The sequence below is a fragment of the Gemmata obscuriglobus genome, assembly GCF_008065095.1.
Classification (GTDB): Bacteria; Planctomycetota; Planctomycetia; order Gemmatales; family Gemmataceae; genus Gemmata; species Gemmata obscuriglobus.
The window spans coordinates 1,276,895-1,302,823 of sequence record NZ_CP042911.1 but is presented as its reverse complement, the minus strand read 5'-3'; the positions used below and the strand labels follow the sequence as shown (position 1 = coordinate 1,302,823).

Sequence of the window (25,929 nt, the reverse complement as noted above, 5' to 3'; positions counted from 1 at the left end):
TACCAACTGATCCACCCGTTCGGAGCCGACCCGATGTCCCTGTCCGTTTGCACCGCCGAACCGTCATGCGGGCGCGAACCGGTGGCCGTCCGCCCCTTGGCCGGGCTGCTGCGCCAGCTGTCCGACCTGATCGAAACGCTCACCGACGACGAGTACGCGCGAACGCCGGTCGGGGTCGTGGAGAGCAGCATCGGCGGTCACGTCCGACACAACCTCGACCACATCGCGGCGCTCCTCCGCGGGCTCCCGACCGGCCGACTCAGCTACGACCACCGCGACCGCGGCACCGACGTGGAGCGGAACCGCCGCGCCGCGCTCGAAGCGGTTCGGTGTCTCGGAGACGAACTGCTCGCGTTCACGTGGGACGAATTGCCGCACGTGGTAATCCTCGAATCGTTGGTCAGCCCGGACCTGCCGCCGGTCCTCACGCTCACCAGCCCGGAGCGCGAGCTGGCGTTCGTCGTCAGTCACACCGTTCACCACAACGCGCTGATCCGGGTGATGGTGAAGTTGCTCGGGGCCGACGCGCCCGCCGACTTCGGCTACGCCCCCTCCACCCTCGCGCACAGGACGGGCCGCACGTGTGTACGCTGACCGTCGTTCCCCTCCCGTCGGGCGCGGTGCAGGTCGCGTTCAACCGCGACGAGTCGCGGACGCGCCCCGCCGGGCTGCCCCCGCGCGTGTGCCAGTTCGGCACCCGCGCCGCGGCGCTGCCGACCGACCCGGTTTCCGGCGGAACGTGGCTGGCCGTCAACGACGCCGGTCTCGCGCTTGCGGTGCTGAACGTCAACCCGCCCGAGCGTGTTCGGCTCCCTCTCCGGCCCGCGCGCTCCCGCGGCGCGGTCGTCCCCGCGCTGCTCGAATCCGAGTCGCCTTCCGCCGCGCTGGCCGCGTGCGCGCGGCTGGACTACCGCGCCTTCGCGCCCTTTCGCCTTGTACTGGTCGGTCAAGGCGTTGTCGCGGACGTGCGGTGGGACGGTCGCGAACCGATGGTGATGTCGCGGCTGGTGGGCCACTCGCCGCAGATGTTCACGTCGTCCGGGCTGGGCGATCATCTGGTCGAGGGCGTGCGGCGGGAGCGGTTCGCGGAGATGTTCGCGGGCGGGCCGGAAACGTGGGAAGAGGCGCAGTACGCGTTCCACCGCCACCGCTGGCCGGGGCGCGAGCACCTGAGCGTGAACATGAGCCGCGCCGACGCCCGCACTGTGAGCTACGCGGTCCTCGGCGTTCGCGAGGCGGACGCGCGCTTCACGTACCGCGCCGGCGCGCCCGACCAACCGGCCGCCGTCACCACGACCCGCCTTCCCCTTGCCGCCGGTGCCGCGTGACCTCTGCGACGCTCCTCGATGCCGCGATGCTCTCCGGCCCGGCCCTGTTCGCGGCGCTGGTCGTCGCGACGTTCGTTTCGGAAGACCTGACGTGCCTGGGGGCCGGCCTCCTGGTCGCGGCCGGGCGGGTCGAGTGGTTCCCGGCGGTGGCCGCGTGCTTTGCGGGCATCGCGCTCGGCGACACGGGCGTGTGGCTGATCGGCTGTGCCGCGGGTGGGCGCGGGTGGGTGAAGCGTCGGCTGCCGGAATCGCGGCTCGCGGCGTTCTCCCACTGGCTCGGCCGGCACGGCGGGAGGACCGCGTTCGCATCACGCTTCCTGCCGGGCACCCGTGTGCCGCTCCTGCTCGCGGCCGGGATCGCGCGACGGGGCGGCGTGCGGTTCCTGCTGTGGGCGTTCGTCGCCGCACTGGTGTGGGTGCCACTGGTGGTGCTGTCGGTCGCGTTCTTCGGCGCCGCGGTGCCCCGCTGGGCGGTTCTCTCGGTGGCGGTCGGTGCTTTCGTCGCACCGCGCACCGGGCCGCGATTCTTCACCCGCACCGGTCGCCTGAAGGTCGCGGCGGCGGTGGCGAAGCTGTGGCGTTGGGAGTTCTGGCCGGCGTGGGCGTTCTACCTGCCCCTCGTGCCGTGGTACGCGCTGCTGAGCCTGCGGTATCGCAGCTTCACCGTGTGGACGGCCGCGAACCCCGGTATCCCGGCCGGCGGGGTGGTGGGCGAATCGAAATCGGACATCCTCGCGAAGTTGCCCAACGAGTGGATCATCCCCACGCTACTGGTTCCGGCCGGTGAACACGGCGCCCGTCTGCGGTTGCTCCGCGAATCGCTTTCGGAGCGTGGATGGGGCTTCCCGCTGGTTCTGAAGCCGGACGCAGGGCAGCGCGGGGCGGGGGTGAAAAGGGTTCACGACCCCGCCGACGTGGAGAAGTACCTGCTCGCGAACCCCGGCCCGGTGATCGCGCAGCCGTTCCACGCCGGACCGTTCGAGGCGGGCGTCTTCTACGCGCGCGTCCCGGGTGAAGCGCGCGGGCGCATCTTCTCGGTCACGGACAAGGTGTTTCCCGCCGTCACCGGCGACGGCCGAAGCACACTCGAAGAACTGATCTGGGTGCACCCGCGGTACCGGATGCAGGCGGCGGTCTTCGTGTCCCGCCACCCCGCCGACGCCGGCCGCGTGCTCGGCGCGGGCGAACCGTTCGCGCTGGGGCTGGCTGGGAATCACTGTCAGGGTACACTGTTCCGCGACGGCGCACACCTGGTCACGCCGGAACTGGAGGCCGCGTTCGACGCGCTCGCGAAGCACTTCGACGGGTTCTTCGTCGGCCGGTTCGACGTGCGGTACGCCGACCCGGCGGAGTTCCGCGCCGGCCGCGGGTTCGCGGTCGTGGAGCTGAACGGCGCGACCTCCGAATCGACCAACCTGTACGACCCGGCGTGGCCCCTGTGGCGGGCGTACCGGACGCTGTTCGCGCAGTGGGCGCTGGTGTTCCGGGTGGGCGCCGCGAACCGCGCCCGCGGGCACACGCCGGTTCGCGTGCGGGAGCTTTTCGGCTTGTTGCGCGCCCACTACCGCGACCGCCGACTCGACCCGCTCGCGGACTAACCCGTGGCGCACCAGGAACGCGCCCGTAGCGGAGCCGGAAGGCATCATGGGTGCGGTCACAGGCGCTGATTGGAGCCGGCCCCGGCGCGTGGCCTGTGTGGGGCGGGTTCGGCACCTGCCGGGATCGCCAAGGGCGGGGTAACCGGACCGGTTCGCTCGGCATCCAACTTGGGCGCGGTGTCGCGCCGCGGCTCACCAGGAGATGAGATCATGACGACGCGTTTCACGGCAGCCATCGCGGCCCTGGCAATTCTTGCCGGCTGCGCGTCCGCGGCCGATGCCCCGAAGGTGGGCGACGAGGCCAAGGACTTCGAGCTGGCGGCGCTGGGCGGAGAGATGGTCAAGCTCTCGAAGCTGACCGCGTCCGGGCCTGTGGTCCTGGTGGTGCTGCGCGGCTACCCCGGCTACCAGTGCCCGCTCTGTACCAAGCAGGTCGGCGAACTGATCGGCAAGGCGGACGAGTTCAAGAAAGCCGGCGCTCAGGTCGTGCTCGTGTACCCCGGACCCGCCGACAAACTGAAGGAACACGCTGGCGAGTTCGTAAAGGGGAAGGACTACCCGGCGCACTTCACCCTCGTACTCGATCCGGATTACACGTTCACGAACGCTTACGGCCTCCGCTGGAACGCGAAGAACGAGACCGCGTACCCTTCAACGTTCGTCGTCGGCACCAAGCGGAAGGTGACCTTCGCAACCGTCAGCAAGACACACGGCGGGCGAGCAAAGACGGAAGAGGTGCTCAAGGCGATTCCGGCGAAGTGAGTTGAGTCGCCCGCCCGCGGAGTACAGTAGAAGAGAGGGCCATCAAGCAAAAATCAGGCACGGAATCGGACAAAGGGCGGAGCCGATACCGCGACACAGGAGGATAATAATAATTGATACAATTTAAATTTACATATTTGTTTTAAAATTATATTTTTACCTCTTCTCGGACTTCGGGACCTCGCCCTTCGCCGGCCCCCACTCGGTCGGCGTGTAGGCGATTGTGAGGTGCGGGGTTTCAATCCGCTTGCCCTTCTCGTGCCGGCTCGTCATCGCTGCGTCGAGGACGCCGGTCGTGAGCAGCGTGCGCTCCACGGGGTACGGCGCGTGGCCCGTGCCGACGAGCGAGTCGATCGCCTTCGTGAGTTCCGCGAAGTGCGCGAACGGGTCGGGCTGCTGGAGGTAGAACTGGCACACGTCCGGCTTGTCCGCCCCCTTCCGCTGGCCGGCGAAGATGAACGGCGAGCCCTCGTTCTCGTGGACCCAGCCGTTCGGCAGCACCACGAACGCCCGGAACCCGTCGCGGTACTCGATTTCGAACGAGCCGGCGTCGGCGGCCTTTGCAGTGAGGGCGCGCATGTCGCCCGGGGCGTGCGCGGTCGCCCGTTTCAGCCCCGCTTCGAGGAGCGGCTTCGTCCAGGTGTGGGCGTCGAGCGCCTCCCACATCGCCTTCCCGGTGTGGCACGTCACCGCCGTCACGCCGGTTTCGCCCCCTTTCCGGCGCTCGGCCATGCACTGGAGCCCTTCGAGCGCGTGGAACCCGTAGCCCTCGAACGGCCCATACCCGATCTGCACCGCCCCGACCAACTCGCACCCCTTCGGGAGCACCACGTTCGGCTTGCGCCAGGTCACCGGGATCGACGAGCCCGCCAGGAACGGCACGAACAGCTTGCGCGCGCGGTCGTACATCCACTTCGCGTCGTCCCAGGTGGCCGCCAGGTGCTTGTCGTTGAACACCGGGACCGACGACTTCGTTTTCTCGAACACCTCGCAAATCGACTCGACGAACCGCCGCCGCGGGTAGAGGAGTTGCCCCTTCTCGTTCGTGGGGTAATGGCCGTGCTCGCCGATCGACAGCACGCCCTCGACCGCCAACCGCTTCCCGCCGAGGGTGAGTGCGTCCGCGACCGTATCGCAGATCTTGAACCCATACTTTTTGGCGAGGTCGCGGCTCATGTCGTTCTTCGGCACCTGGTCGGTGACGAGCGAGACGAGTTGCATGTTCGGCCTGGAGCCGTCCGGGTAGCCGCTGAGGAGGTTGCGGAGGATCACGTCCGCGTGCGACCACTTGCGGTACTCGTTGACGACCGCCGCGACTTTCTTGGGAGGCATGGCGAGACCAGAGTTAAGGCAGGAGTGGCTGCAAAAAAGCACAAGAGGCACAAAAAGAAGACCAGAGCGAGAGAGCAAATTCAACTCTTCTGCTCTGGTTTTCTTTTGTGCCCTTTGTGCTTTTTTGTGGCTAACCCTTCCTTCTTCAGCTCACGCTCAACGAGCGGCCGTTGTCCTTCGGGCCGAGGTTCAGCAGGAACGGCGCCGCGCGCTTCGCCCACGCGTCCGGTTTGGGGTAGCTGGCGGCGCCGCTCGCCCACGCGTGCCGCAGCATGTCGGTGTCGATGACCCCGGGGTTCAGCGGCACCGCGGCCATCCCCTTCGGCAGTTCCTGTGCGAGCGCGAGCGTCAGCCCCTCGATCGCGTACTTCGTGGCACAGTACGGCGCCACCTCCGGCGACGTGCTCCGCCCCCACCCGCTCGAGAGGTTCACGACCACGCCCGACTGGCGCCCGGCCATCGCGGGCACGAACGCGCGGACCACGTTGAACACCCCTTCGATGTTCACGGCGAGCAGCGCGCGGAACTCGTCGGGCGGCACCTCCCACAGCGGGGCCGGGGTGTTCATCAGCGCCGCGTTGTTGACGAGCAGGTCCGGCGGGCCGTACCGCTCCAGCACGGCCGCGCTCCAGTCGAGCACCGCGTTCGCGTCGGTCACGTCCACCTGCGTGAACGAATGCGGGCCGGGGTAGTCGGTGCGGAGCGCGCGGACGTGGCCGTCGCTGCGCCCGCACCCGACAACCGTGTGCCCGCCGGCGACGAACGCGGCCACCAGCGCCCGCCCCAGCCCCCGCGTCGCCCCGGTGATGACAATCGTTTTGGACACGCACCTCTCCCCAATGAACAATGGCGGCTCTCACGGCTTGCCGAACACCTGCACCCAGTACGGCTCGCCCCGTTTGTTCTTCGCCACCGCGACCCCGATCTCGGTGTACTCGGCGCGCAAAATGTTGTCGCGGTGTGTGGGCGAGTCCATCCACTTGGCGACAACTCCGTTCGCGTCGTTGGCGTTCCACGCGATGTTCTCGCCCACGAACTGCGGCTTGTAGCCCGCCGCCTCAACGCGGTCCGTTGGATTTTTCTCGTCCAGAACGTGTTCGAGCTTGTCCTGAGCCGCCATGTCGGCGGCGTGCTTCCGGGCCGCGTTCATCAGTTTCGCGTTCGGCTTCAGCGGGCTCCGGTCCGCCTTGTGGCGTTCGGCGTTGGTCTTTTCGACAAGGGCGGACTCCTCGGCAGTGAGTTTCAGCGCTCCGTCGTCTTTCTTCTCACCGGCGCCAATCATATGAGCTGTCGCAGAGGCGAGCAGAAGAGCAGTAAGCCGGCTCATGGTTTGCTCCGATTTTGAGCAGTCACCGGCATTGCGGTCGCCCCGTCGCGGTGGCACAATGCCCGAAGCTCTTGGCTGTTTCACCCGGCTCCCGCGAATTGTGCGAATTGACACTGCGGGTGGCTGTGAGCTATAGTGACGGCAACTAATCAGTGATCGCGTCTTTACGCGCGGGCCGGATGCCCGTTCTCGTGCGCGGCGCAGGATGCCGGCTTCCCACAACGGGGAGCGTTTTACGTGCCGCCGATGCCCTTTCTTTGAGGCGGCCGACAGAACTCGCGGGCGCCGCCCGCACGGGGTGCGAACCGAAATGGGAACGCCGACCGAACCGCCCGGCCGTCCGTCCTCGGCGAACCACGCCGCGCCGGTCCCGCCGTCGGCCGGGGGGCCGGGCGCCGAGGTGCCTCCGCTCAGCGGCGGGTCCACGTCCGCGCACCAGCCGAACAACTCGCTGTCCGACCTGATCCTGAACGGCAGCTCGGTCCGCGCGCGGTCCGCCGGGTCCGACATCGCGAAGTTCCTCACGCAGCCGCAGGTCGGGGCCGCCAACACCGACGACGCCCCCACCATCATCACCAAGAACGGGGACAAGACGCCGCTCACGCCCCCGCCCCCCCCGCTGCCGCTCGCCGGCAGCGAGCCGCCGTCCGTCGCCGGCCGGCGGCTCGGGCACTTCGAACTGATCGAGGCCATCGGCGCGGGCGGCATGGCCGCGGTGCTGAAGGCCCGCGACCTCGAACTCGGGCGCGTCGTCGCGCTGAAGATCCTGCCCCCGGAGGCCGCCCGCGACCTCGAGAGTGTGACCCGGTTCAAGCAGGAGGCGCGTTCGGCCGCCAAGCTCGACCACGAGAACATCGCCCGGGTGTACTTCTGCGGCGAGGACCAGGGGCTGCACTTCATCGCGTTCGAGTTCGTCGAAGGCGAGAACCTGCGGGTGCTCATCGACCGCCGCGGGCGGCTCCCGAAGGCCGAGTGCGTCCGGTACATGATCCAGGTCGCCGCCGGGCTGAACCACGCCGCCGAGCGCGGCGTGGTCCACCGCGACATCAAGCCGTCGAACATCCTCATCACCCCGGACGGCCGCGCGAAGATCGTGGACATGGGGCTGGCCCGGTACCTCGGGTCCGAGCTGAGCAACGGGGGCGTCACGCAGTCCGGGGTGACGCTCGGCACGTTCGACTACATCTCGCCGGAGCAGGCCCTGGACCCGCGCCGGGCCGACGTGCGGTCCGACATCTACTCGCTGGGCTGCACCTTCTACCACGCGCTCACCGGGCGCCCGCCCGTACCCGAGGGCACCGCGGCGCGGAAGCTCCGGGCGCACCAGGAGGACGACTTCCTCGACCCGCGCGAGCTGAACCCCGGGATCCCCGACGAACTCGCCGCCGTGCTGGCCCGCATGGTCATGAAGGACCCGAGCGCGCGGTACCAGACCCCGACCGAGCTGATCGCCCATTTGAAAGGGCTGGCCGAACAACTGAACATCGCGGACGCGGTCGCCAACGACCCCGCGGCCCAGGCGGTCCCGGCGGACAAGCAGATGCTGCCCGGGGTGCCGACGATCCGCCCGTGGTGGGTGCTGGCGGTGGTGGCGGTGGCGGCGGCCGTCGTGGCGTTCGTGGTGTCCACCGCCGACCCCGGGCGCGCCCCGGGCATCCAGCCCCCCCCGGAGAGCGCCGCAAAGGCGCCGGAACCGGTCGCCGGAACCAAGGGCGGGCCGGTGCTCGCGCCAGCCGCAGAGGCCGGCGGCGTGGTGCGCACGGTCGAGGAGCTGGAGAAGCGGCTCGCAGCACCCGCCACAGACAAGGTCGTTGTCGTTCTCGCGCCGGTCAGCTTCGATCTGTCGAAACTGGCACAGCCGGTTGCGTTCCAGGGGACGAGCCTCGAACTGGTCGGCACGCCCGACGGACAGGGGCGGGGGCCCCGGTTAATGCTCCCGCCCGGCGCGCTCTCGATCAAAGCACAAACGGTCACGGTGCGGGGGGTCTGGGTCGTCTGCACCGCCCCGTCACGCGAGTGGCCCGCCGACAGCGAGCGCGCGGCGTGGGCCGGGCTGCGGCTCGAAGACGCCGAGCGCGTCGAGCTGACCGAGTGCGTGTTCCGGTCCGCACCCGGCGCCCCCGACGAACTGTTCCCGGGGCAGGCGGGCGGCGCGAGTACCGTGAGCGTGACCCGGAGCCCCGACGGCCGCGCGCCGCGCGTGTCCCTCGCGCGGTGCCTGTTCGGCCCCGGCGCGGTCGCCCTGACGCTCCCGGCCGGTTCGACCGCCGCCGCCGCCGACTGCGGGTTCGCGCCGCACACCGCCGTGGTGCAGTTCGACGCCCCGGGCGAAGCGGGCGGCCGGTCGGAGGCTCAGTTCGACCGGTGCTCGTTCATGCTCAACCCCGGCGGGGCCGCGACGGAGGCGACCGGGGACCTGACGGTCCGGGCCGAGGACTGCGTGTTCGCCCCGGTGTACGGCCCGTCCCTCTTCCCGACGAGCGTGTTCGAGGACCAACCGGTTCGCGGTGCCGTGATCCGGGTGCGCGGGGTGACGTTCCGGGGCGTGCAACTGGTGCTGCCCGCCGGACGGGCCAGCGCGTTCTACGCCGTGAACCCGGTCCGCGGGGCGGACCGAACGCTCTCGTTCGACGAGTGCCGCGGGGTCACGGGGCTGTCGGTCGAGGACAAAGGGAAAGTCGAACTGCGCGAGCGCCCGTGGGACAAAGCGAACCCGGACCCCGCTGCGCTCACGACCGGCCCGAGCCCGTGGTCGGCGTTCAAGCTCGGCTTCGGCGCCGAGCCGGCGCTGTTCACCAGCGACAAGCGGCGCCCCGAGCCGCGCGGGGCGGCGTTCAACGACGCCGAGCGGCACGACCTGCTCGCGTGGCGACACCGGGCGTACCCGGACCTCAAGATCTGGCCCCCGGCGCGGCCGCTGTCCGCCGCCGAGGTGACCGAAAAGGTGTGGCACCCGGACGCGAAGCCCGAGGACCTCCGGCCCGGCGAGTTCACCGACCTGCGGGCGCTGCTGCGGGCGGCCCGCCCGGACGACGTCATCCTCATCCAGCACACCGGCGACCTACGGGTCGACAACGAGGAACTCAAAACCGCGACCAAGTCGAACGGGGGGGAGCTGCGGGTCACCTTCCGACCCAAGAAGGGGTTCGCGCCGGTGCTCGTGATCCAGGGCGACATGGACCGCGACCAGAGCCTCTTCAAGCTGAAGTCCGGCGAGGTGACGTTCGAGGACCTGACCTTCCGGCTCACACCGAAGGAGGGCCAGACGGTGGCCGCGGTCGCGGTGATCGGCGGAAAGGGCTGCACCTTCCGCCGGTGCGCGTTCACGCTGGCCGAAGAGGACGACTCGAAGGCGACCGCGGTACACCTGCCGGACCCCGAAAAGGTGATGAAGATGGGGCCGACGGCGCGGGCGGTGCCGAAGGTGGTGTTCGAGCGCTGCGTGATCCGCGGCCGGGGCCGGGCCGTGTGGATCGAGGTGAGCCGGCCGCTCACCCTGGAGTTGACCGACACGCTGACCGCGCTGGACGGCCCGGTGGTGCTCGCCCAGGCGGGCGGCGAGGGCGGGACCGGGACCGGCACCAGCAGCGCGCGGCTGACCCGCGTCACGGCTCTGACAGGCGGCCCGGTGGTCGAGTTGCGCGGCGGGAAGTCGACCGATCTGATGCGGAGTTCGAGTCTCACGAAGCTCGAGGTGGAGACCGACAACTGCCTGTTCGTGGACGTACCAGGGGCGGGCCGGCCGCTCGTCGAGATCGAAGGCGTCGAGCCGACCGACTGGAAATCGGTGCTGTCGTGGCGGGTGCCCGCGAAGCCGAACCGCTACGCCAACTTCGACCCGGCGGCGGTCGTGGCGCAGATCCGCGCCGGGGCCGACGGCAGCGTGAAGGAGTGGGGCTGGAATGACTGGGCCAACAACGTTGGTGAGCCCCTGTCGGCCCGCGGCGTGCGGTTGGGCAAGGTGAAGTTCGCTGCGGCCCCGGCCGGGCTGAAGGAGCTGTCCACGGTCCGCCCCGCGGACCTGGCGGTGGAGTCCGTGGTGTTCCCCGACCCCGCCGACAAGGTGACGGGCGGGGCCGACCCGAAAGTGCTGCCCGCCCTACCCGAAGAGCCGAAGCCGGAGTGAGAAGGTTGCCCCGCCTGTTGGCGCAGGCAGGGACGATTCCACGCAGCGAAAATTACAACAATCAATAGCTCACAAGGCAGTCAACGGCGCGGCCAAATGCCGCGTGACGGTTCCTGACGCCGCGGCGGGTTCGGCGGGCCGTGCCTATTAACGGCGATCAAGTTGCCGGACCAACCAGCTCACGCACGTGGCCTGAGCGTCAGTTGCTGTGAAGAAGATGGTCCGGTTTCGCTCCAACGGGACCAGGAACACCTCCGGTTCGTCGCGCAGAAATGCGAGAACCGCCGACACCGCACGCGCGACCCTTGCCGTCGTGATCGGGTCCGCGCTCTGTAAGCACACGATGTAGTTGTACTGAGGCGTGTCGAGCCCCGCGAGGAGAGCCCTCACTCTCTCGACATGCCCGGCGTTCGCCCACACGAAGACGGTGTTCGACGCCTTATCGGCGACGACTTTCACCCCGAACCGCGCGCGCAGCCGTGCGGCAACTCTCTCGGCGTCGGCACGAATGAGGGGGACGACGACAGGCTTCGCCACGTCCGCTTGGAGTGGCCACGTCTTTGGGCCGGGGTCAATACCGCCGACCAGCGACAGGAGAGCGACGGCTGCTATCATCAGGCACCTCCTTGTAACCCCGATTACCTTTCTGTGACCGAACGAACAAGCTCACCTGATCGGCGAGCAAAAGCTGCGCTGCAACCGCAAGCCAGTTCGCAGCGGGAAACAGATCACGGGGCCGGCGCCGCGCCGGGTTCGGCATCGGCGGCGTACTCCAGGTACGGTTGCCCGGTCTGATCGAGCCGGGGCGTGTACCGCCCGGCCGCCAGCTCCGCCACGAATCCGGCGAGCAGTGCGCCGAAGCTTAGGGCGAGGACCTCGGTCGGACCGCCGTCGTGATACCAGGCGATAAGCTGCCCCCTCTTGCCGCCCTTGGGAGGGTCCAGATCGACGCAAACGTGGTCACCGGTCCGGGCGTCGAGGATCGGCAGCCACTTGCGTGTGAACCACTTCTTCTTGATCGGCCCCTGTGGGTTGGCCCACTCGTCGTTGCTGCCGTCGCCCCACAGGTCGAACTCCTGGTCCCAGGCGGTCAGGATGTCGTCCAGGGACATGAACTCGCCGCGGTCGTGCAGCCACAGGTTGGCGCTCCCGTCGTGGATCGCCAGGAACTCCTTCACCTCCTGTGGGAGCGCGTAACCGAGAACCTCCTCGGCTCGGGCGAACGCCGCCGCGGACGCGCCGGGCGGCAACATCGGAACGGCCGCCGGCACGTTCGCGGCCAGCCACTGTTCGATCTGCGACCAGCACTCGGCAACGTTCACCTTTGCCACCCGGCCCTCCGCCACTGGACTGGGGCTATTGGAACCGATACGCTTCCGGCGCCCGCAGGACGGGTCCGCCCCCTCGGGCGCCGGAGGTGAAGGACCGGGGCGCCGGAGAGGCGTTAAGAGCGGCGGTCCGGTTCGTTTGTCGTCGCGCAGGGCGTGCGCCCTGTGCGGCAGAAGTGGACGCGAGTTTGTGCCCCATCGGGGCGGTGATTCGTGGTGCCAACAGCGGGAGCGGTGAGTCGTCGCCCCACCGACCCGGCTCACTTCTTCTTGGTGGCGGGCGCCGGCTTCTTGGCGGCGGGCGCCGGCTTCTTGGCGGCGGGCGCCGGCTTCTTGGCGGCCGACTTCTTGGCCGTCTTCTTGCCGAAGATCGCGTCGTACCCTTCCGCGAACTTGCTGTCTTCGGACATACCCATGCGAACGATGCTCATGACGTTCCCCGGTGAGAGTGTGTGTGCGATTGCGGACCGTTTGAACTAATGTAGCGCGCGCCGGCGCAAAACGGAAAGAGTTCTGCACTTCTGCGAGGCCCGCGGGCCGTCATTTTCCGCACGCGAAGCGGAACAGGATCTCGGCGGCCGGTTCCAACTGGCTCAAATCGATCCACTCGTCCTTCGTGTGGGCCTGAGCGATGTCGCCCGGGCCGAAGATGACCGCCGGGACGCCCGCGGCGGCGATGGTCGCGGCGTCGGTGCCGAACGGGACGCCGCGCACCTCGTGCCCGCCGGTCACGGCGTCGATGGTTGCGCCGAACCGCTTCACGAGGTCGCCGGACAGCACCGGGCCGAGCGGCAGGCACCCCGCCGAGTTGCGCACGAGGGCGAACGGGAAGTCCACACCCGGGAACGCCTTCAGGAAGGCTTCGAGTGCCGCACCGGCGCCCTCCGGGGTCTCGCCCGGCAGCAGCCGGCGGTCCACGTCGGCGCGGCAGAAGTCGGGCACGGTGTTGGGCGACACCCCGCCGCCGACCCGCCCGACGGCGATTGTCCGCGGCCCCAGCAGCGGGTCCGGCGGAAGGCCCTGGAGCTGCTGGGCGTACTCCTCGACGCCGCGGAGCAGCCGGGCCATGCGGTACACCGCGTTCACCCCCAGGTCGGGGCGCGAGCTGTGGACCGCCGTGCCGGCCGTTTCGAGCGTCCACCGCACGACGCCCTTGTGCGCGTTGACGATGTCGAGCCGCGTGGGCTCGGCCACGATCGCGTAATCGGGCCGCGGCCCGGCGTCCACCAGGGCCTGCACCCCGAGGCCGCTGTGCTCCTCGTCCACGGTGAACGCGAGCGTGACCCGCGCGGAGCCGGCGGGCCGCTCGCGCACCAGCCGCGCGAAGGCCGTCAGCATGACCGCCGCCCCGGCCTTCACGTCGCACGCCCCGCGGCCGTACATGCGCCCGCCCTCGACCCGCGCGCCGAACGGCTCGACGGTCATCCCGTCCACCGGGACGGTGTCCTGGTGGGCCTCGAACATGACGTGGAACGGGGCCGGGGCCGGCGGCTCGTACGTCGCGACGATGTTGTCGCGGCCCGGGGCGACGGGCTGGCGCCGGAACGGGCACCCGAGGTTGCGGAACTCGTGCTCGATCAGCGCCGTCACGCGCGCCTCGTGGGTCACGGCGGGGTCGATGTCGGTGCGGCCCATCGGGTTGACGGACGGCCGGCGGACCAGTTCCGCGAGTAGGTCTTGGAGTGGCAACATGGGGGCTATTGAAGCACAAACGCGGCCCGCGTGCCACTGCCCGCCGGCGCGGGCCGGCGCCCGGCCCCTCCCTTCTGCCGGCGCCCGCCGCTATAACTTCACAACCCCGCACACCCGCCGGAGCTAAACGCGATGAAGGTTCACGAGTACCAGGCCAAGGAACTGCTCGCCGCCGCGGGCGCGAACGTCCCCAAGCACATCGTCTGCAAGACGCCCGACGAGGTGGCCGCGGCGTTCGACAAACTCGCCAACGGCGGCGGGGTCATGGTGAAGGCGCAGATCCACGCCGGCGGGCGCGGGGCCGGCCAGCTCGTCGGGTACGCGGACAAGCTGGGCGGGGTGAAGTTCTGCGCCAGCAAGGAGAAGGCCCGGGCCGTCGCCGAGACGATGCTCAAGCACCCGCTCAAGACGCTCCAGACGGGGCCGGACGGCCAGCCGATCCGCACCCTCATCGTGCAGGCCGACGCCGAGCCGGCGCAGGAGTTCTACGTCGCCGTGGTGTTCGACCGGGCCATCGGGCAGCCGATCCTGATGGCGTCCGCGGCCGGCGGGATGGACATCGAGAAGGTGGCGCACGACACCCCGGAGCTGATCTTCAAGGTGCCGTTCGCGCCGGAGACCGGGCTGGAGCCGGCGCAGGCCAAGGAGACGGCCGCCAAGCTCGGGCTCGCCGGGGAGCAGGCGGCCAAGGCCGAGCAGATCATGCTCGCGCTGTCCAAGGTGTACCTGGCGAAGGACGCGACCCTCGCGGAGGTGAACCCGCTCGCGGTCACCAAGGCCGGCGACGTGGTGGTGCTCGACGCCAAGTTCGACTTCGACGACAACGCCCTGTTCCGGCACCCCGACGTCGCCGCCCTGCGCGACGAGAGCGAGGAGAACCCGGCCGAGATCCGCGCCGGCAAAGCGAACCTGAACTTCATCCAGCTCGACGGGACCGTCGCGTGCCTGGTGAACGGGGCCGGGCTGGCGATGGCCACGATGGACATCATCAACTACCACGGGAAGGCGCACGGCGTCGGCCCGGCGAACTTCCTCGACGTGGGCGGCGGCGTGACCGCGGCCGGCGCCGTCGAGGCGTTCCGCATCATCCTCTCCGATCCGAAGGTGAAGGGCATTCTGGTGAACGTGTTCGGCGGCATCGCGAGCTGCGCGACCATCGCCGACGCGCTGGTGAAGGCCGGGAAGGAAGTGGGCTTCAAGGTGCCGGTGGTGGTCCGGCTCGAGGGCAACGAGGTCGAGAAGGCCCGCGGCATCCTGACCGCCGCCGCCGCCGAGTTGCCCACCCTGAAGGCCGCCCCGGACCTGACGAGCGCCGCGAAGCTGGTCGTCGAGCTGAGCAAGTGACCGCCCCGTACCTGCGAAGGAAGAGGACCAACGAGATGACAGCTTCCGTGACGCGCCGCGGCGCCGGGCTCGCCCTCCTGGCGGTCGCGCTCGGCCTCGCCGCGCTCCCGGGGTGCGGCGGATCGACCCCGAACGCGCCGGCCGAGAAGAAAGACGAAAAGAAGGACGACGGCAAGCCCGCCCCGAAGGCCGACGACAAGAAGGGCACCGCGCCGACCGCGCCCGCGGCCGAGCCGAAGACCACTCTCGGCCCGGTCGAGCCGGACGCCGAAAAGGCCGCGGCCGCGTTCCTGAACGACCTCGGCCAGGGCAGCGCCAAGGCGGACGTCCTGTCGCCGGCGCTACTGGACGCCGCGGGCAAGCCGTGGGAGTTCGACGACGAGAAGGCCAACAAGCTCAGCCCGAAGGCCGCGGAGCAGTGGCTCCGCGCGGCCGGCGCCGGCCGCGCGTTCTCGCCCTCGCTGGACCGCAAGCAGGCCGGGGACGTGGTGTACTTCCGCGGCGCGCTCCAGCCCGCCGGCGTGTACTCGCTGCGGCTCGTGAAGCTCGGCGGCGCGTGGAAGGTGGACTGGCTGTCGCTGTCGTCGGCGGAACTGAAGCCGGGCGCGGCGGCGGCGACCGCGGACGAGGCGCTCCAGGAGTTCGCGGTGTCGGCGTTCGCGGAGGTGCTGGCCGACGCGACCGCGATGCAGCGGCCGCTCCGCGCCCCCCTGCTGGCCCGCGGGCTTGTGCCGGCGCTGCGGCCGGTGTGGGCCCCGCCGTTCGACGGCGACAAGGCCCAGGGGTACGACTACAGCCCGAGCAAGTTGGTGCTCAAGGCGATCGAGTTCGGCGGCGGCACCAGCGCGTTCAGCGTGACGAAGACCGGCGACGCGACCTTCGCCGTGGCGTTCACCAAACCCGCCGGCACGAAGACCGTGACGGTGAAGCTCGTGAAGGGCACTGCCCCGGGCGAGTGGCTGGTGAGCGAGGTCAGCGAGAAGGGCTGACCGCGAGCCGCCGGCGCGCCCCGCGGTCGCCGCGCGCCGCGGCCGCTCGTATGAATCGAATAACCGACACCCGCAACATCCGCCCCGAGAGCCCGAAATGAGCATCCTCGTCGACAAGTCCACCCGCGTGATCTGCCAGGGCATCACCGGCAAGCACGGGGCGTTCCACACGGACCAGTGCCTGCTGTACGGGACGCAGTTCGTGGGCGGGACCAAGCCCGGCGCCGGCGGCACCACCTGGAAGGGCGACAAGTCCGGCAAGGAGCTGCCGGTGTTCAACACCGTGGCCGACGCGGTGAAGGCCACCGGCGCCACCGCCAGCATGATCTTCGTCCCCCCGGCCGGGGCGGCGGCGGCCATCATCGAGGCCGCGGACGCCGGCATCCAGCTCATCGTCGCCATCACCGAGGGCATCCCGGTGCTCGACATGGCGAAGGCGAAGCGGTACCTGAAGACCAAGCCGGGGGTGCGGCTGGTCGGCCCGAACTGCCCGGGCGTCATCACCCCGGGCCAGTGCAAGATCGGGATCATGCCGGGGCACATTCACAAGCCGTGCGGCCCCGGCGAGAAGGGCATCGGGGTCATCAGCCGGTCCGGGACGCTGACCTACGAGGCGGTGTTCCAGCTCACTGCGCTGGGGCTCCCGCAGAGCACCTGCGTGGGCATCGGCGGCGACCCGGTGATCGGCACGAACCAGATCGAGCTGCTGGAGATGTTCGAGAAGGACGAGGGCACGTCGGCGATCCTGATGATCGGCGAGATCGGCGGCACCGCGGAGGAGGCGGCGGCGGCCTACGCGGCCAAGAACGTGACCAAGCCGCTGGCGGCGTTCATCGCCGGGCAGACCGCCCCGCCGGGCCGCCGGATGGGCCACGCGGGCGCGATCGTGAGCGGCGGCAGCGGCAAGGCCGAGGACAAGATCGCGGCGCTGGAGGCGGCCGGGTTCGTGGTCGCCCCGACGCCGGCCGATCTCGGCGCGGCCGTGCAACAGGCCATCGCCAAGAAGAAGTAACGGCTGCCGGGACCGTATCGGGTCCGGTAACGCGGCCCGGCGCCTTTGATTGGCGCCGGGCCGCGTCGCATTTGTACGCTTGTGTTACGAACCGGCGTGGCGATAATGGGGCGGTCTCTCCGGAGGTCGGCTCCATGCTCCTGATCGGCCGGCGCCCCACGCGCACCTGCTCCAGCTTCGACCGCCGCGCGTTCCTTCAGGTCGGGGCGTCGTCCGTCCTGGGACTGTCGCTCGCCGACCTGCTCCGCGCCCGCGCGGCCGGGGCGGAGGCCGGCGGGCGGGCGAAAGCGGTCATCCTGCTGTGGCTCTGGGGCGGCCCGAGCCAGCTCGACACGTTCGACCCCAAGCCGCACGCGCAGCTCGAGTACCGCGGGCCGTTCGGCACCACCCCGACGCGCGTTCCGGGCGTCCGGTTCTGCGAGCTGTTCCCGCAACTCGCCCGGCAGACCGACAAGCTGTCGGTGATCCGCACCCTCACGACCCCGTCGAACGACCACGGCATCGCGGGCACCGTCGGCCTGACCGGCAGCGCCGCCGGCGGGACCGGGCTGGACGGCAAGCCGCTCGCCGGGGCGCCCCGCCCCGCGCTCGGCTCCGTCGTGGCGAAGGCGCTGGCCGGCGCGGGGCACCGGTCGGCCGTTCACCCGTTCTTCGTGGTCGGCGGGAAGCTGCATCAGGGGAAGAAGGCGATCATCGGCGAGGGCGGCGGCCCCCTCGGGGCGGCGTGGGACCCGTTCCGGCTCGAGTACGACCCGGTGAGCGGCACCAAGGTGCCCGCGTTACAGCTCCCGAAGGAGCTGACGCCGGAGCGCATGGGCGACCGGCAACGGCTCCTCGCCGCCCTCGGCGCCGCCGACCGACGGGCGACCGAACTCGGCGCCGCGGGCGCGCTCGACGCCTACCGCGGGCGGGCGCTCGAGATGCTGACCTCCGCCCGCGCGGCCGAGGGCTTCGACCTGTCGAAGGAGACGGACGCGACCCGCGACGCCTACGGCCGCACCCGGTTCGGGCAGTCGTGCCTGCTCGCCCGGCGCCTGGTCGAGGCCGGGGTGCCGTTCGTCCAGGTGAACTGGTCCGACCACGTCGAGGCCGAAGAGGACAGCGGCGACGGCGGCTGGGACCACCACTACCGCAACTTCCAGATCATGCAGGACCGGCACGCCCCGTGGCTCGATCAGGCCATGAGCGCCCTTCTGACCGAGTTGCACGACCGCCGGATGCTGGAGAGCACGCTGGTGCTGGCGGTGGGCGAGTTCGGGCGCGACCCGCGGATCAACGATAAGGCCGGGCGCGACCACTGGCCCGGGTGCTACTCGGCGCTCGTCGCGGGCGGCGGGGTGCGGGGCGGGCGGTTCGTGGGCACCTCCGACGCCCGCGCCGCGAAGCCGGCCGACACCCCCCTCTCGCCGGTGGACCTGAACGCCACCGTGCTGAACCAGATCGGCCTCACGAGCGAGCAGCTCACCGGGCTGGGGCTCGCGCCCGTCGGGCGCGTGATCGAGGAACTGCTTTGACGCGCGCCCGTCGGGCGCCCGACCCGAGCCGGTGCGACCGCGAACCGCCCGGGCCGTCGATGCGTCCGTTAGCGAACTGTCCCACCCCCGCGCAGGCCCGAACTCATGGCAAAATCGAAGACGTCAGCGAAGAAGAAGAGGAAGGCTAGCGCTCCGCCCCTGCTCGCAAGGCTCCGCAAGCACTTCGGAACCGACCCGTCCAAACTGCCCGTCGTCGAACAGACGTTTCCGAACTACGACCGCGCCAACCTGCACCTCACGCTCGACGAGTTGCTCCGTGAGTCCGCGCCGGCGGCGGCGCTCGTCGGGGTGCTCGCGGAGCGGTACGCCGGTCTGTCGCTCGCGAAACTGACCCACAAGGAGACGGCCAAGAACTTTCAAGCCGGGCCGGTCCAGTACGTGGACGTGCAACTGGCCGACGAGCAGAAGCTGGCGTGCGTCAAGCAAGGGCTGTACACGTTCCACTCCGAGGGCCGGCCGCTGGCGCTCCTCGTGGCCGACGAGGACACGTACCGGTCGGACAAGGGGCTGGATGTCGCGGTACTGGCCCCGGACCGCGAGGCCGCCGAGCGGTTCACCCGCAGGCTCGCCGCCGGGGTGCGGCACGGCGCCGCGTTCCGCGGCAAGGTGCTGTCGGTCGAGCAAGATTGCTCCGGGGCCGCAACCGTGCGGTTCCACCGGCTGCCGAACGTGAACCGCGAGTCGGTGATCCTGCCCGAAGAGCTGCTGGCCCGCATCGAGCGCCAAACGATGGGCCTGAGCCGGCACGCGGCCCGGCTCAAGGCCGCCGGCCGGCACCTGAAGCGCGGGATCCTGCTGCACGGCAAGCCCGGGACCGGCAAGACGCTGTCCGCCATGTACCTTGCCGCCCAGATGCCCGGGCGCACGGTGCTGGTCATCACCGGCGGGGCGGTCGGCTCGATCGAGACCGCTTGCGCGCTCGCCCGGCTGCTCGAGCCGGCCACCCTCATCCTCGAGGACGTGGACCTGATCGGCGCCGAGCGCGGGCAGCAGTCCGTCGGGGCGAACTCGGTCCTGTTCGAACTGCTGAACCAGATGGACGGGCTGGGCGAGGACGCCGACGTGCTGTTCGTGCTGACCACCAACCGGCCCGACTACCTGGAACCGGCACTGGCCGCGCGCCCCGGCCGCGTGGACCTCGCCATTGAGGTGCCGCTGCCGGACGAGGCGTGCCGCGCGCGCCTGTTCGACCTCTACAGCAAGGGGCTGGTGCTCCAGTTCGCCGATCCGGGCGTGTGGGTGCGGCGCACCAAAGGGGTGAGCGCGGCGTTCATCCGCGAACTGCTCCGCAAGGCCGCGGTGCTGTCCGCAGAATCGGCCAGCGCCGGGCCGGCGCTGACCGTCACCGACCGGCACATTGAGGGCGCGTTGGCCGAGCTTTTGGTGGCCGGCGGGCCGATGACGCGGTCGCTGCTCGGGTTCGCCGGGACCGCGGAGTGACGCCACTTGCCGCCGGTATGAGGGGAGAAGTTATGCGCCGGTGTGTGCCCCTGTTCCTCGCGACCCTTGTGTGCGCGCCCGGGACCGTGTCCCGGGCGCGAGGCGACGAGAACGCCCCGGTGCGTCTGACCAAGGACGGGAGCTTCAAGCAGAACGTGCAGTGGTCCCCGGACGGGAAAACCCTGCTGCTCACGCGCATCCACGAAGGGAAAATGGCCCTCTGGATCATGCCCGCCGCGGGCGGCGAAATGAAGCGCCTGCTCCCCGGGCACACCGAGCCGCACTTCGACGGCCACTACTCGCCCGACGGCACGCGCATCGTTTACGTGTACGACAAGCTCGAAGGCACCGACGGCAAGCTCCGGATCGACGTGTGCGCCGCGGACGGGAGCGACAACCAGACCCTCATCCCGCACAAGGCGTTCGAGGAGTCGCCGCGGTTCTCGCCCGACGGAAAAACGGTGCTGTGGGTCTCGACGCGGAACAAGAACCCCGACCTGTACGCCGTCACAGCCGGGGGCAAGGGCGAGAGGCGGCTCACCAACGACCCCGCTTACGACCTGCACCCCGCGTGGTCCCCGGACGGGAAACGGGTCGCGTTCGCCAGCGGGCGCAGCGGGCGACAGAAGATCCACGTCATGAGCGCGGACGGCACCGGCGTGCAGAAGCTGACGGACGGCGAGTTCCTCGACTCGTGGCCGGTGTGGCACCCGGACGGCGAGCGAATCGCGTTCGCTTCCAACCGCTCCGGCAACTACGACATTTGGCTGATGACGGCCGATGGCAAAGCGTTGCGGAACCTGACCGGTCACAAGGCGCAGGACACGTCGCCCGCGTGGGCGCCCGACGGGAAGAAGCTGGCGTTCGTGTCCACCCGCGGCGGCGGGAGCGACATCTACGTTCTGGACGTGAAGTAGCGCCGCTCTCGCTCTAAAACGCACTCCGGACCGGCGCCGGCTCACACGTCGGTGTCCGCGATCGCGGATACAACAGGTGCGTAACCCGATCTCCCGGAACGCCCCATGCGCACCAACCCCGTCAAGCGGCTCTTGAAGGCCGGCCAGCCGAGCGTCGGCACCTGGCTCTCCCTGGGCAACATCACCGCGGCCCGGTTCCTCGCCCGGGCCGGGTTCGACTGGCTCACCGTGGATGTCGAGCACTCGCTGGTGAACGTCGAGACCACCACGCACATGATCGCGTCCATCGCGGACGCGGGGTGCGTGCCGCTGGTCCGCGTCCCGTCGAACCGGCACGACCACATCAAGCGGGTGCTCGACAACGGCGGGTTCGGGGTCGTCGTGCCGATGGTGTGTACCCGCCAGGAAGCGCAGGACGCGGTCAGCGCGTGCCTGTACCCGCCGTTCGGGACGCGGAGCGTGGGCGGGAGCGTTCACGCGCTCAACTTCGGCGCCTCCCCCGTGGAGTACTACGCGAAGGCGAACGACGAGATCCTGGTCGTGCTCCAGTGCGAGCACATCCAGGCCGTGCGCAACTTCGACGAGGTGTACTCCGTGCCCGGGGTGGACGCGGTGTTCGTCGGGCCGAACGACCTCGCGGCGAGCATGCGCGACCCCACCGGCCGGCCGCCGGCGGCGGACGTGTTCCAGCAGGCGCTGGCCGACATCCTCGCGGGCGCGAAACGGATCGGCGTGCCGGCCGGGATCCACACGTTCAGCATCGAGGAGGCGAAGGCGCGCATCGCGGACGGGTGGCAGTTCGTCGCGGTCAACAGCGAGCTCAAGTTCATGGCCGACGGCGCGAAACAGGTCGTGGACGGGTTGGGGCTGGGCAAGGGCGGGGATCTGGCGAAGTACTGAGCCGCGTTAGACCGGGGTTGACCACCGCCCGCGGCGCGGGTATGCCCCCGGAAACCTTTGTCTGGCGGTGGGCTCGGTACCGATGCGGCGGGCGTGTTTCGTGATCGTACTCGGGTGCGCGGCTGCGAGCGGGTGTTTCCTCGCCCGCGGCGACCGCGCTCCGGCGACCTCGGTCGCTCGCTCGCTCGCACCGGTCCAGCAGGCCGAGGGCACGTGCCTGGAGTACGTCATCCTCGAGCGGCCCCTCGGGGACCGGTTCCTCGACCGCGACCTGTGGGCCACGGCCCGCCCGGTCGGGGCACCGGAAACGCAGGTGCTCCTGAGCGAGAACGGGTTGCGGGTCGGCGTGCTCGCGGGCACGCTCCCGTCCAAGTTCCAAACGCTGCTCGAGTCGGACTCGGAGTCGCCACTCGGGCGCCGCCTGACGTTCGCCAACCGGAAGGAAGAGGTGCTGCCCACCAGCGGCCCGCACGAACAAAGCGAGTTCGGGCTCCTGGCGGACCTGGCGGGCCGGCGCACAACGGTGGTGCTGAAACAGACCCGGTGCGGGGTGCTGGTGCGCCCGGAACCGCTCCCGGACCAGCGAGTGCGTGTGTCCTGCGAGCCCCAGATCCAGCACGGTGTGAAGCAGGAATGGCTCCGCCCGTCGGCCGACGGCACGGAACTCGTTAAGCACGAAGGGGTGCCCCTTGCGCCGTACCCGGCACTCGCGTTCGACGTACCCCTGGGCCGCAACGAGTACCTTTTGATCGGGTGCCGATCGGACCAACCCGACACGATCGGGGCCGCGCTGTTCGGGGTTCAGGCGAACGGGCACCCGCGTCAGCGCGTGCTCGTCGTCCGGGCGCACCAGGTGAGCCCGGGGAGTGCGTCGGAGCTGCCGCCGATCAGCACCACCGGGCGCCGCCCCTCCATCGCGGCCGAAGCCGGGCGCCCGCGCTAACAACAGAGCAATTCGAAGCCGTGCGTCGAAGAGGCGGAAACGGTCACCGTCCTTTCGACGCCTTCTATTTGGCAGCCCGGCGCCGCACCCACGCCCCGAAGCTTTGCTGGCGCCCGCTGAGCAGCAGGTACACGAGCGCGAGCATCACCGGCGGCGCGGCCCAGAGCAACAACTCGACGGGCGGGAACTTCGGCGCCGATCCGGCTTCGGACAGCACTTGCCCGGTGGACTTCCGCACGAGAAGTTCGCCCAGGAGCATCCCGCTCCCAACCAGCACCACGAACGCAACCAGGTCCGCAATAAAGGGAAGCCGTGTCGCGGCGCTCTTCGTCGCGGGTGGGGCCTCCGGCTCGACCTTGACGGGCCGTTTCCGGCGCCGCTCCGCCGGAGCGGGGAGCGGCTCGCCCACGGGCGTTGCTGGACCTGGGCGCTTCGGATCGCTCGGCACGGCAGCTTCGGGCCGGCTGATGTCACTCGGGCTCGCAGGCGTTGGGTCCCCGCTGAAGCCGGCGTCCGGTGACACGTCCGGCTGAGCAACCAGGACGCCACCCTTTCCGCCGTCGGACGAAGGCGTCCCGAGCGGCTTCACAACCGGCTCGGGCCTCGGCGGAGATGCAACCACTTCCGCGACCGGCGGCACGGGTTTCGCTTTTGCCGGCACGGGTGCGGGCGGTGGCGGCTCCGGCACGGCTTCCGGTGGCGTGATGCGTTCACCGCACTGTTTGCACAGCAGCGGGAGATTCGCCATCGCCGGGTGCAGTTCGTAGTAGCGGTTGCAGTGCGGACAGTTGAAGCGAATCACGCGGGGCCTCAAGTGCGAACGTCCCACCGAGCGCGATGATAGCGAAACTGCGCGGAGATGACATCCCGTACCGGGATTGCGGGGCGCCGGCATCGGCGCGGCTGCCGCTACAACCAGAACGCTGCGGCGTGGCCACTTCTCACGCGATTTCTTGCGCCACTCCGGGACGAATGCGGGTGCCGTCCCTGTTGTTGAAACGGATTGTGCCGTTGCCCTGAACGCCCCTTTTCGTCCCGTGGCGCGGCCCGCACGCCGGCGCGACCCGGCGGGGCCTCACAATCGGCCTAATCGGACCAGTCGCAGCCCGTGTCAGACTTGAGCACTTATTTACAAAACTGCGCAACAGTCCGGCCGCCAGGTCCTTGAGGCCGTTGTTACCCGCTGCTAGGCTAGAACCCGTGTTTGTGCTGCGTTCCGAATAACTCCTCCGATCGACTCACGGGGCACCACATGCGCAGGGCAGCCGTCACCGCGGTTCTGGGGCTGCTGCTCGGGGCGGCACTCGCGGCCAAAGGGAAAGAGGGGCTCTTCTTAACGGCCGCCGTGCCCGCGATGCCCCTTGTCGCCGACGGCCCCGGCGACGCCGACACCGAAAAGCTGCTCAAGGAGCTGGGCTCGGACGACTGGCGCACCCGCGAGCGGGCCGGGCGCGAGCTGGCCGCGCGAGGGGAGCGGGCGCTCCCGTACATGCGGCGCGCGCTCAACAACACGGACGACCCCGAGGTGCTGCGCCGGCTGTCGGTCCTGGTCCGCAAGATGGACCACGAGCGGCTCGTCGCGCCGAAGCGGGTCACCCTGAGCGCGAAGGGCCGGACCGCCAAGCAGATCTTCGACGACATCGCCCGGCAGACCGGCTACCGGATCGAGTTCGGCGCGGCGTCCGATGCGAAGCACTCGTTCGAGTTCAGCAACGCCCCGTTCTGGCAGGCGGTGGACGCGGTCGCCGGCGCCGCCGGGGCCACCGTGCAGACCGATTACGACGACAGCACGGTGCGGGTCTTCAACCAGGACGGCGCGAACCCGTACGTCACGTACGCCGGCCCGTTCCGGTTCATGGCGACCAACATCAACTCCAGCCGCAACGTGCAACTGTCCGGGGTCGGCCGGCGCGGCGGCGGGGAGCGCGTTCACGAGTACCTGAACCTGAACTTCCAGGTGAACTCGGAGCCCAAGAACCCGATGCTCGGCATCTCGCAGGTCGAGCTGTCGTCCGCGGTCGACAACCTGGGCGGGTCGCTGGTGCCGCCGCGCGAGCGCAACGGTTTCGAGTACCGGTCGGGCTACTACAGCCGCGGGAACCGCTCGCACACCCAGGGGATGAGCGTGAACCTGGCCCGCGCCGACCGCGGGGCGACCAGCATCAAATCGCTCAAGGGGACGGCCCGGATCGAACTCCTCTCGGGCACGTCCCCGGAACTGGTGATCGCGGACCCGCTGAAGGTGAAAAAGAAGTCGTTCGCCGGCCGGACCGTCGATCTGGAGCTGACGGCGTGCGACGAGGACGCGAACAACAAGGGCACGTTTACGGTGAGCGTGACCGCGAAGAACCGCGTGCCCGTGGACCCGCGCCGCGGCGACGACTACATGTGGGCCAACGCCATCCCCCAGCGCATCGAACTGATGGACGAGAAGGGGACGCGGTACTTCAGCTACGGATTACAGTCGAGCAACCACACCCCCGGCGGGTTCCAGGCGGTGATGATGTTCGGGTCGGAGGACCGGCGCACCGGCCAGCCCGGACCGAGAATCGGCCCGCCGACCAAGCTGGTGCTCACCGAGTGGCACACGGTGACCCACGAAGTGGCGTTCGAGTTCAAGGACATCCCGCTGCCGTGAGACGGAAAGGGCGGTTTCGGTCCGCACACCACGGGCGACGGACCGAAGCCGGCTCTTTACTCGCGCTCGTCGCTGAAGACGCGGTCGAAGTCGCCGACGCCGACCCGCAGCGCGAGCTGGCGGAAGTCCGCCGCGAAGTGGCCCGTCGTGTGGTGCAGGTGCTCGGCCTCGGAGATCAGCGGGAGCACCGCCCGGCGGCGCACCCCGTTCGCACGCAGGATGCGCCGGAACGGCTTCAGGTTCCGGGCGTACACGTGCAGCAGTTTGTGCTCGTCGAACTGCACTTCCATCGCCCGGCGGGCCGCCATCACGGCGACGCCCGTGCAGCCGTCGTGCGTGAGCAGCTCTTCGAAGTCGCAAAAGTGGCTCGCGAGCACCGAGCGGTCGATGTGCTCGCGGCGCAAGTCGAGGTGGACATCGGTGGCCGTCCCGTGGCTGCTTTCGAGCACCACGTGAACCACCTCGCCCAGCGGCTCGAGCAGCGCGAGGAACGTTTCGAACAGCCGCTCCGCGGACACCGCCGCCGAGATCATCGGCAACCGCAGTTGCGCGGTCCGGTCGCGGTACACATCAATGCGGTAGCCCTCGCGGGGGCGCACCGGCAACCCGATCCCGGGCCGGATCGCGTCCGTGAGTAGAAACGAGCCGTACGAATTCACCGACAGGTGAGTGGCCATCCGGTCAGGAGTCACGGGGACACCTCGCTGCGACAACGGTT

The 25,929-nt window shown here is 69.9% G+C and carries 23 protein-coding genes; 14 read left to right on the top strand and 9 right to left on the bottom strand.

Features of this window, described 5'->3' with window-relative positions; genetic code table 11:
- Positions 1–33 precede the first annotated feature (33 nt).
- From GobsT_RS05215 to GobsT_RS05200, 4 genes are all read left to right on the top strand, one after another.
- Positions 34–594 (top strand): DinB family protein, encoded by a 561-nt coding sequence (locus GobsT_RS05215; RefSeq protein WP_010038029.1) that lies wholly within the window; start codon positions 34–36, stop codon positions 592–594.
- Positions 582–1,328 carry an NRDE family protein gene (locus tag GobsT_RS05210; RefSeq protein WP_010038026.1) on the top strand — a complete coding sequence of 249 codons (747 nt, stop codon included), beginning with the start codon at positions 582–584 and terminating at the stop codon, positions 1,326–1,328. Before GobsT_RS05215 ends, GobsT_RS05210 begins: the two co-directional genes overlap by 13 nt.
- Positions 1,325–2,926, top strand: a complete 1,602-nt coding sequence (locus GobsT_RS05205; protein WP_050790247.1) for a DedA family protein — start codon at positions 1,325–1,327, stop codon at positions 2,924–2,926. The genes GobsT_RS05210 and GobsT_RS05205 overlap by 4 nt, the downstream gene beginning before the upstream one ends.
- 210 nt (positions 2,927–3,136) lie before the next feature.
- Complete coding sequence (locus GobsT_RS05200; protein ID WP_010038022.1) at positions 3,137–3,688, top strand: peroxiredoxin family protein; 552 nt, start codon at positions 3,137–3,139, stop codon at positions 3,686–3,688.
- Between the two features lie 156 nt (positions 3,689–3,844).
- Here GobsT_RS05200 and GobsT_RS05195 read toward each other — a convergent pair whose 3' ends face one another.
- The 3 genes from GobsT_RS05195 to GobsT_RS05185 all read right to left on the bottom strand — a co-directional run bounded on the left by GobsT_RS05195 (position 3,845) and on the right by GobsT_RS05185 (position 6,302).
- Entirely contained in the window at positions 3,845–5,020 is a 1,176-nt protein-coding gene (locus GobsT_RS05195; protein ID WP_010038020.1) for a hypothetical protein, read from the bottom strand.
- A 145-nt stretch (positions 5,021–5,165) separates the two neighbouring features.
- The gene (locus tag GobsT_RS05190; RefSeq protein WP_010038018.1) at positions 5,166–5,846 is read right to left on the bottom strand and encodes an SDR family oxidoreductase; all 681 of its coding nucleotides are present in this window, start codon (positions 5,844–5,846) and stop codon (positions 5,166–5,168) included.
- 30 nt (positions 5,847–5,876) lie between these two features.
- Entirely contained in the window at positions 5,877–6,302 is a 426-nt protein-coding gene (locus GobsT_RS05185) for a CAP domain-containing protein (protein ID WP_010038017.1), read from the bottom strand.
- Between the two features lie 355 nt (positions 6,303–6,657).
- Here GobsT_RS05185 and GobsT_RS05180 point away from each other — a divergent pair, with 355 nt between their 5' ends.
- The gene (locus tag GobsT_RS05180) at positions 6,658–10,473 is read left to right on the top strand and encodes a serine/threonine-protein kinase (RefSeq protein ID WP_010038014.1); all 3,816 of its coding nucleotides are present in this window, start codon (positions 6,658–6,660) and stop codon (positions 10,471–10,473) included.
- Between the two features lie 147 nt (positions 10,474–10,620).
- On the opposite strand, the gene GobsT_RS05175 is transcribed toward GobsT_RS05180, so the two are convergent.
- The 4 genes from GobsT_RS05175 to GobsT_RS05165 form a co-directional block, all read right to left on the bottom strand.
- The gene (locus GobsT_RS05175; protein WP_010038012.1) at positions 10,621–11,088 is read right to left on the bottom strand and encodes a secretin N-terminal domain-containing protein; all 468 of its coding nucleotides are present in this window, start codon (positions 11,086–11,088) and stop codon (positions 10,621–10,623) included.
- A gap of 113 nt (positions 11,089–11,201) precedes the next feature.
- Positions 11,202–11,804: an SMI1/KNR4 family protein gene (locus GobsT_RS05170; protein WP_010038010.1), complete on the bottom strand. Its 603-nt coding sequence runs from the start codon at positions 11,802–11,804 to the stop codon at positions 11,202–11,204.
- Positions 11,805–12,061: 257 nt separating this feature from the next.
- Positions 12,062–12,232 carry a hypothetical protein gene (locus GobsT_RS37475; protein ID WP_157506634.1) on the bottom strand — a complete coding sequence of 57 codons (171 nt, stop codon included), beginning with the start codon at positions 12,230–12,232 and terminating at the stop codon, positions 12,062–12,064.
- 109 nt (positions 12,233–12,341) lie between these two features.
- Positions 12,342–13,493, bottom strand: a complete 1,152-nt coding sequence (locus tag GobsT_RS05165; RefSeq protein ID WP_010038006.1) for a M20 family metallopeptidase — start codon at positions 13,491–13,493, stop codon at positions 12,342–12,344.
- 132 nt (positions 13,494–13,625) lie between these two features.
- On the opposite strand from GobsT_RS05165, the gene sucC reads away from it, so the two are divergent.
- The 8 genes from sucC (at position 13,626) to GobsT_RS05125 (ending at position 22,573) form a co-directional block, all read left to right on the top strand.
- Entirely contained in the window at positions 13,626–14,837 is a 1,212-nt protein-coding gene (gene sucC / locus GobsT_RS05160; RefSeq protein ID WP_010038004.1) for an ADP-forming succinate--CoA ligase subunit beta, read from the top strand.
- 35 nt (positions 14,838–14,872) lie between these two features.
- Positions 14,873–15,826, top strand: coding sequence for a hypothetical protein (locus GobsT_RS05155; protein WP_109571265.1), 954 nt, complete (start codon positions 14,873–14,875; stop codon positions 15,824–15,826).
- Between the two features lie 97 nt (positions 15,827–15,923).
- Positions 15,924–16,838 (top strand): succinate--CoA ligase subunit alpha, encoded by a 915-nt coding sequence (gene sucD, locus GobsT_RS05150; RefSeq protein ID WP_010038003.1) that lies wholly within the window; start codon positions 15,924–15,926, stop codon positions 16,836–16,838.
- Positions 16,839–16,972: 134 nt separating this feature from the next.
- The gene (locus GobsT_RS05145; RefSeq protein WP_010038002.1) at positions 16,973–18,352 is read left to right on the top strand and encodes a DUF1501 domain-containing protein; all 1,380 of its coding nucleotides are present in this window, start codon (positions 16,973–16,975) and stop codon (positions 18,350–18,352) included.
- A gap of 105 nt (positions 18,353–18,457) precedes the next feature.
- The gene (locus GobsT_RS05140; RefSeq protein WP_010038001.1) at positions 18,458–19,813 is read left to right on the top strand and encodes an AAA family ATPase; all 1,356 of its coding nucleotides are present in this window, start codon (positions 18,458–18,460) and stop codon (positions 19,811–19,813) included.
- 32 nt (positions 19,814–19,845) lie between these two features.
- Entirely contained in the window at positions 19,846–20,730 is an 885-nt protein-coding gene (locus tag GobsT_RS05135) for a TolB family protein (protein WP_010038000.1), read from the top strand.
- 105 nt (positions 20,731–20,835) lie between these two features.
- The gene (locus GobsT_RS05130; protein WP_010037999.1) at positions 20,836–21,630 is read left to right on the top strand and encodes an HpcH/HpaI aldolase family protein; all 795 of its coding nucleotides are present in this window, start codon (positions 20,836–20,838) and stop codon (positions 21,628–21,630) included.
- A gap of 82 nt (positions 21,631–21,712) precedes the next feature.
- Complete coding sequence (locus tag GobsT_RS05125) at positions 21,713–22,573, top strand: hypothetical protein (RefSeq protein WP_029600799.1); 861 nt, start codon at positions 21,713–21,715, stop codon at positions 22,571–22,573.
- Positions 22,574–22,637: 64 nt separating this feature from the next.
- On the opposite strand, the gene GobsT_RS05120 is transcribed toward GobsT_RS05125, so the two are convergent.
- Positions 22,638–23,375 (bottom strand): hypothetical protein, encoded by a 738-nt coding sequence (locus GobsT_RS05120; RefSeq protein WP_010037995.1) that lies wholly within the window; start codon positions 23,373–23,375, stop codon positions 22,638–22,640.
- Positions 23,376–23,825: 450 nt separating this feature from the next.
- Here GobsT_RS05120 and GobsT_RS05115 point away from each other — a divergent pair, with 450 nt between their 5' ends.
- Positions 23,826–25,211: a HEAT repeat domain-containing protein gene (locus tag GobsT_RS05115; protein WP_010037994.1), complete on the top strand. Its 1,386-nt coding sequence runs from the start codon at positions 23,826–23,828 to the stop codon at positions 25,209–25,211.
- 56 nt (positions 25,212–25,267) lie between these two features.
- Here the strand turns inward: GobsT_RS05115 and GobsT_RS05110 are convergent, their stop codons facing one another.
- On the bottom strand, positions 25,268–25,903 hold the full coding sequence (locus GobsT_RS05110; RefSeq protein ID WP_232068334.1) for a hypothetical protein: 636 nt from the start codon (positions 25,901–25,903) through the stop codon (positions 25,268–25,270).
- Positions 25,904–25,929 lie beyond the last annotated feature (26 nt).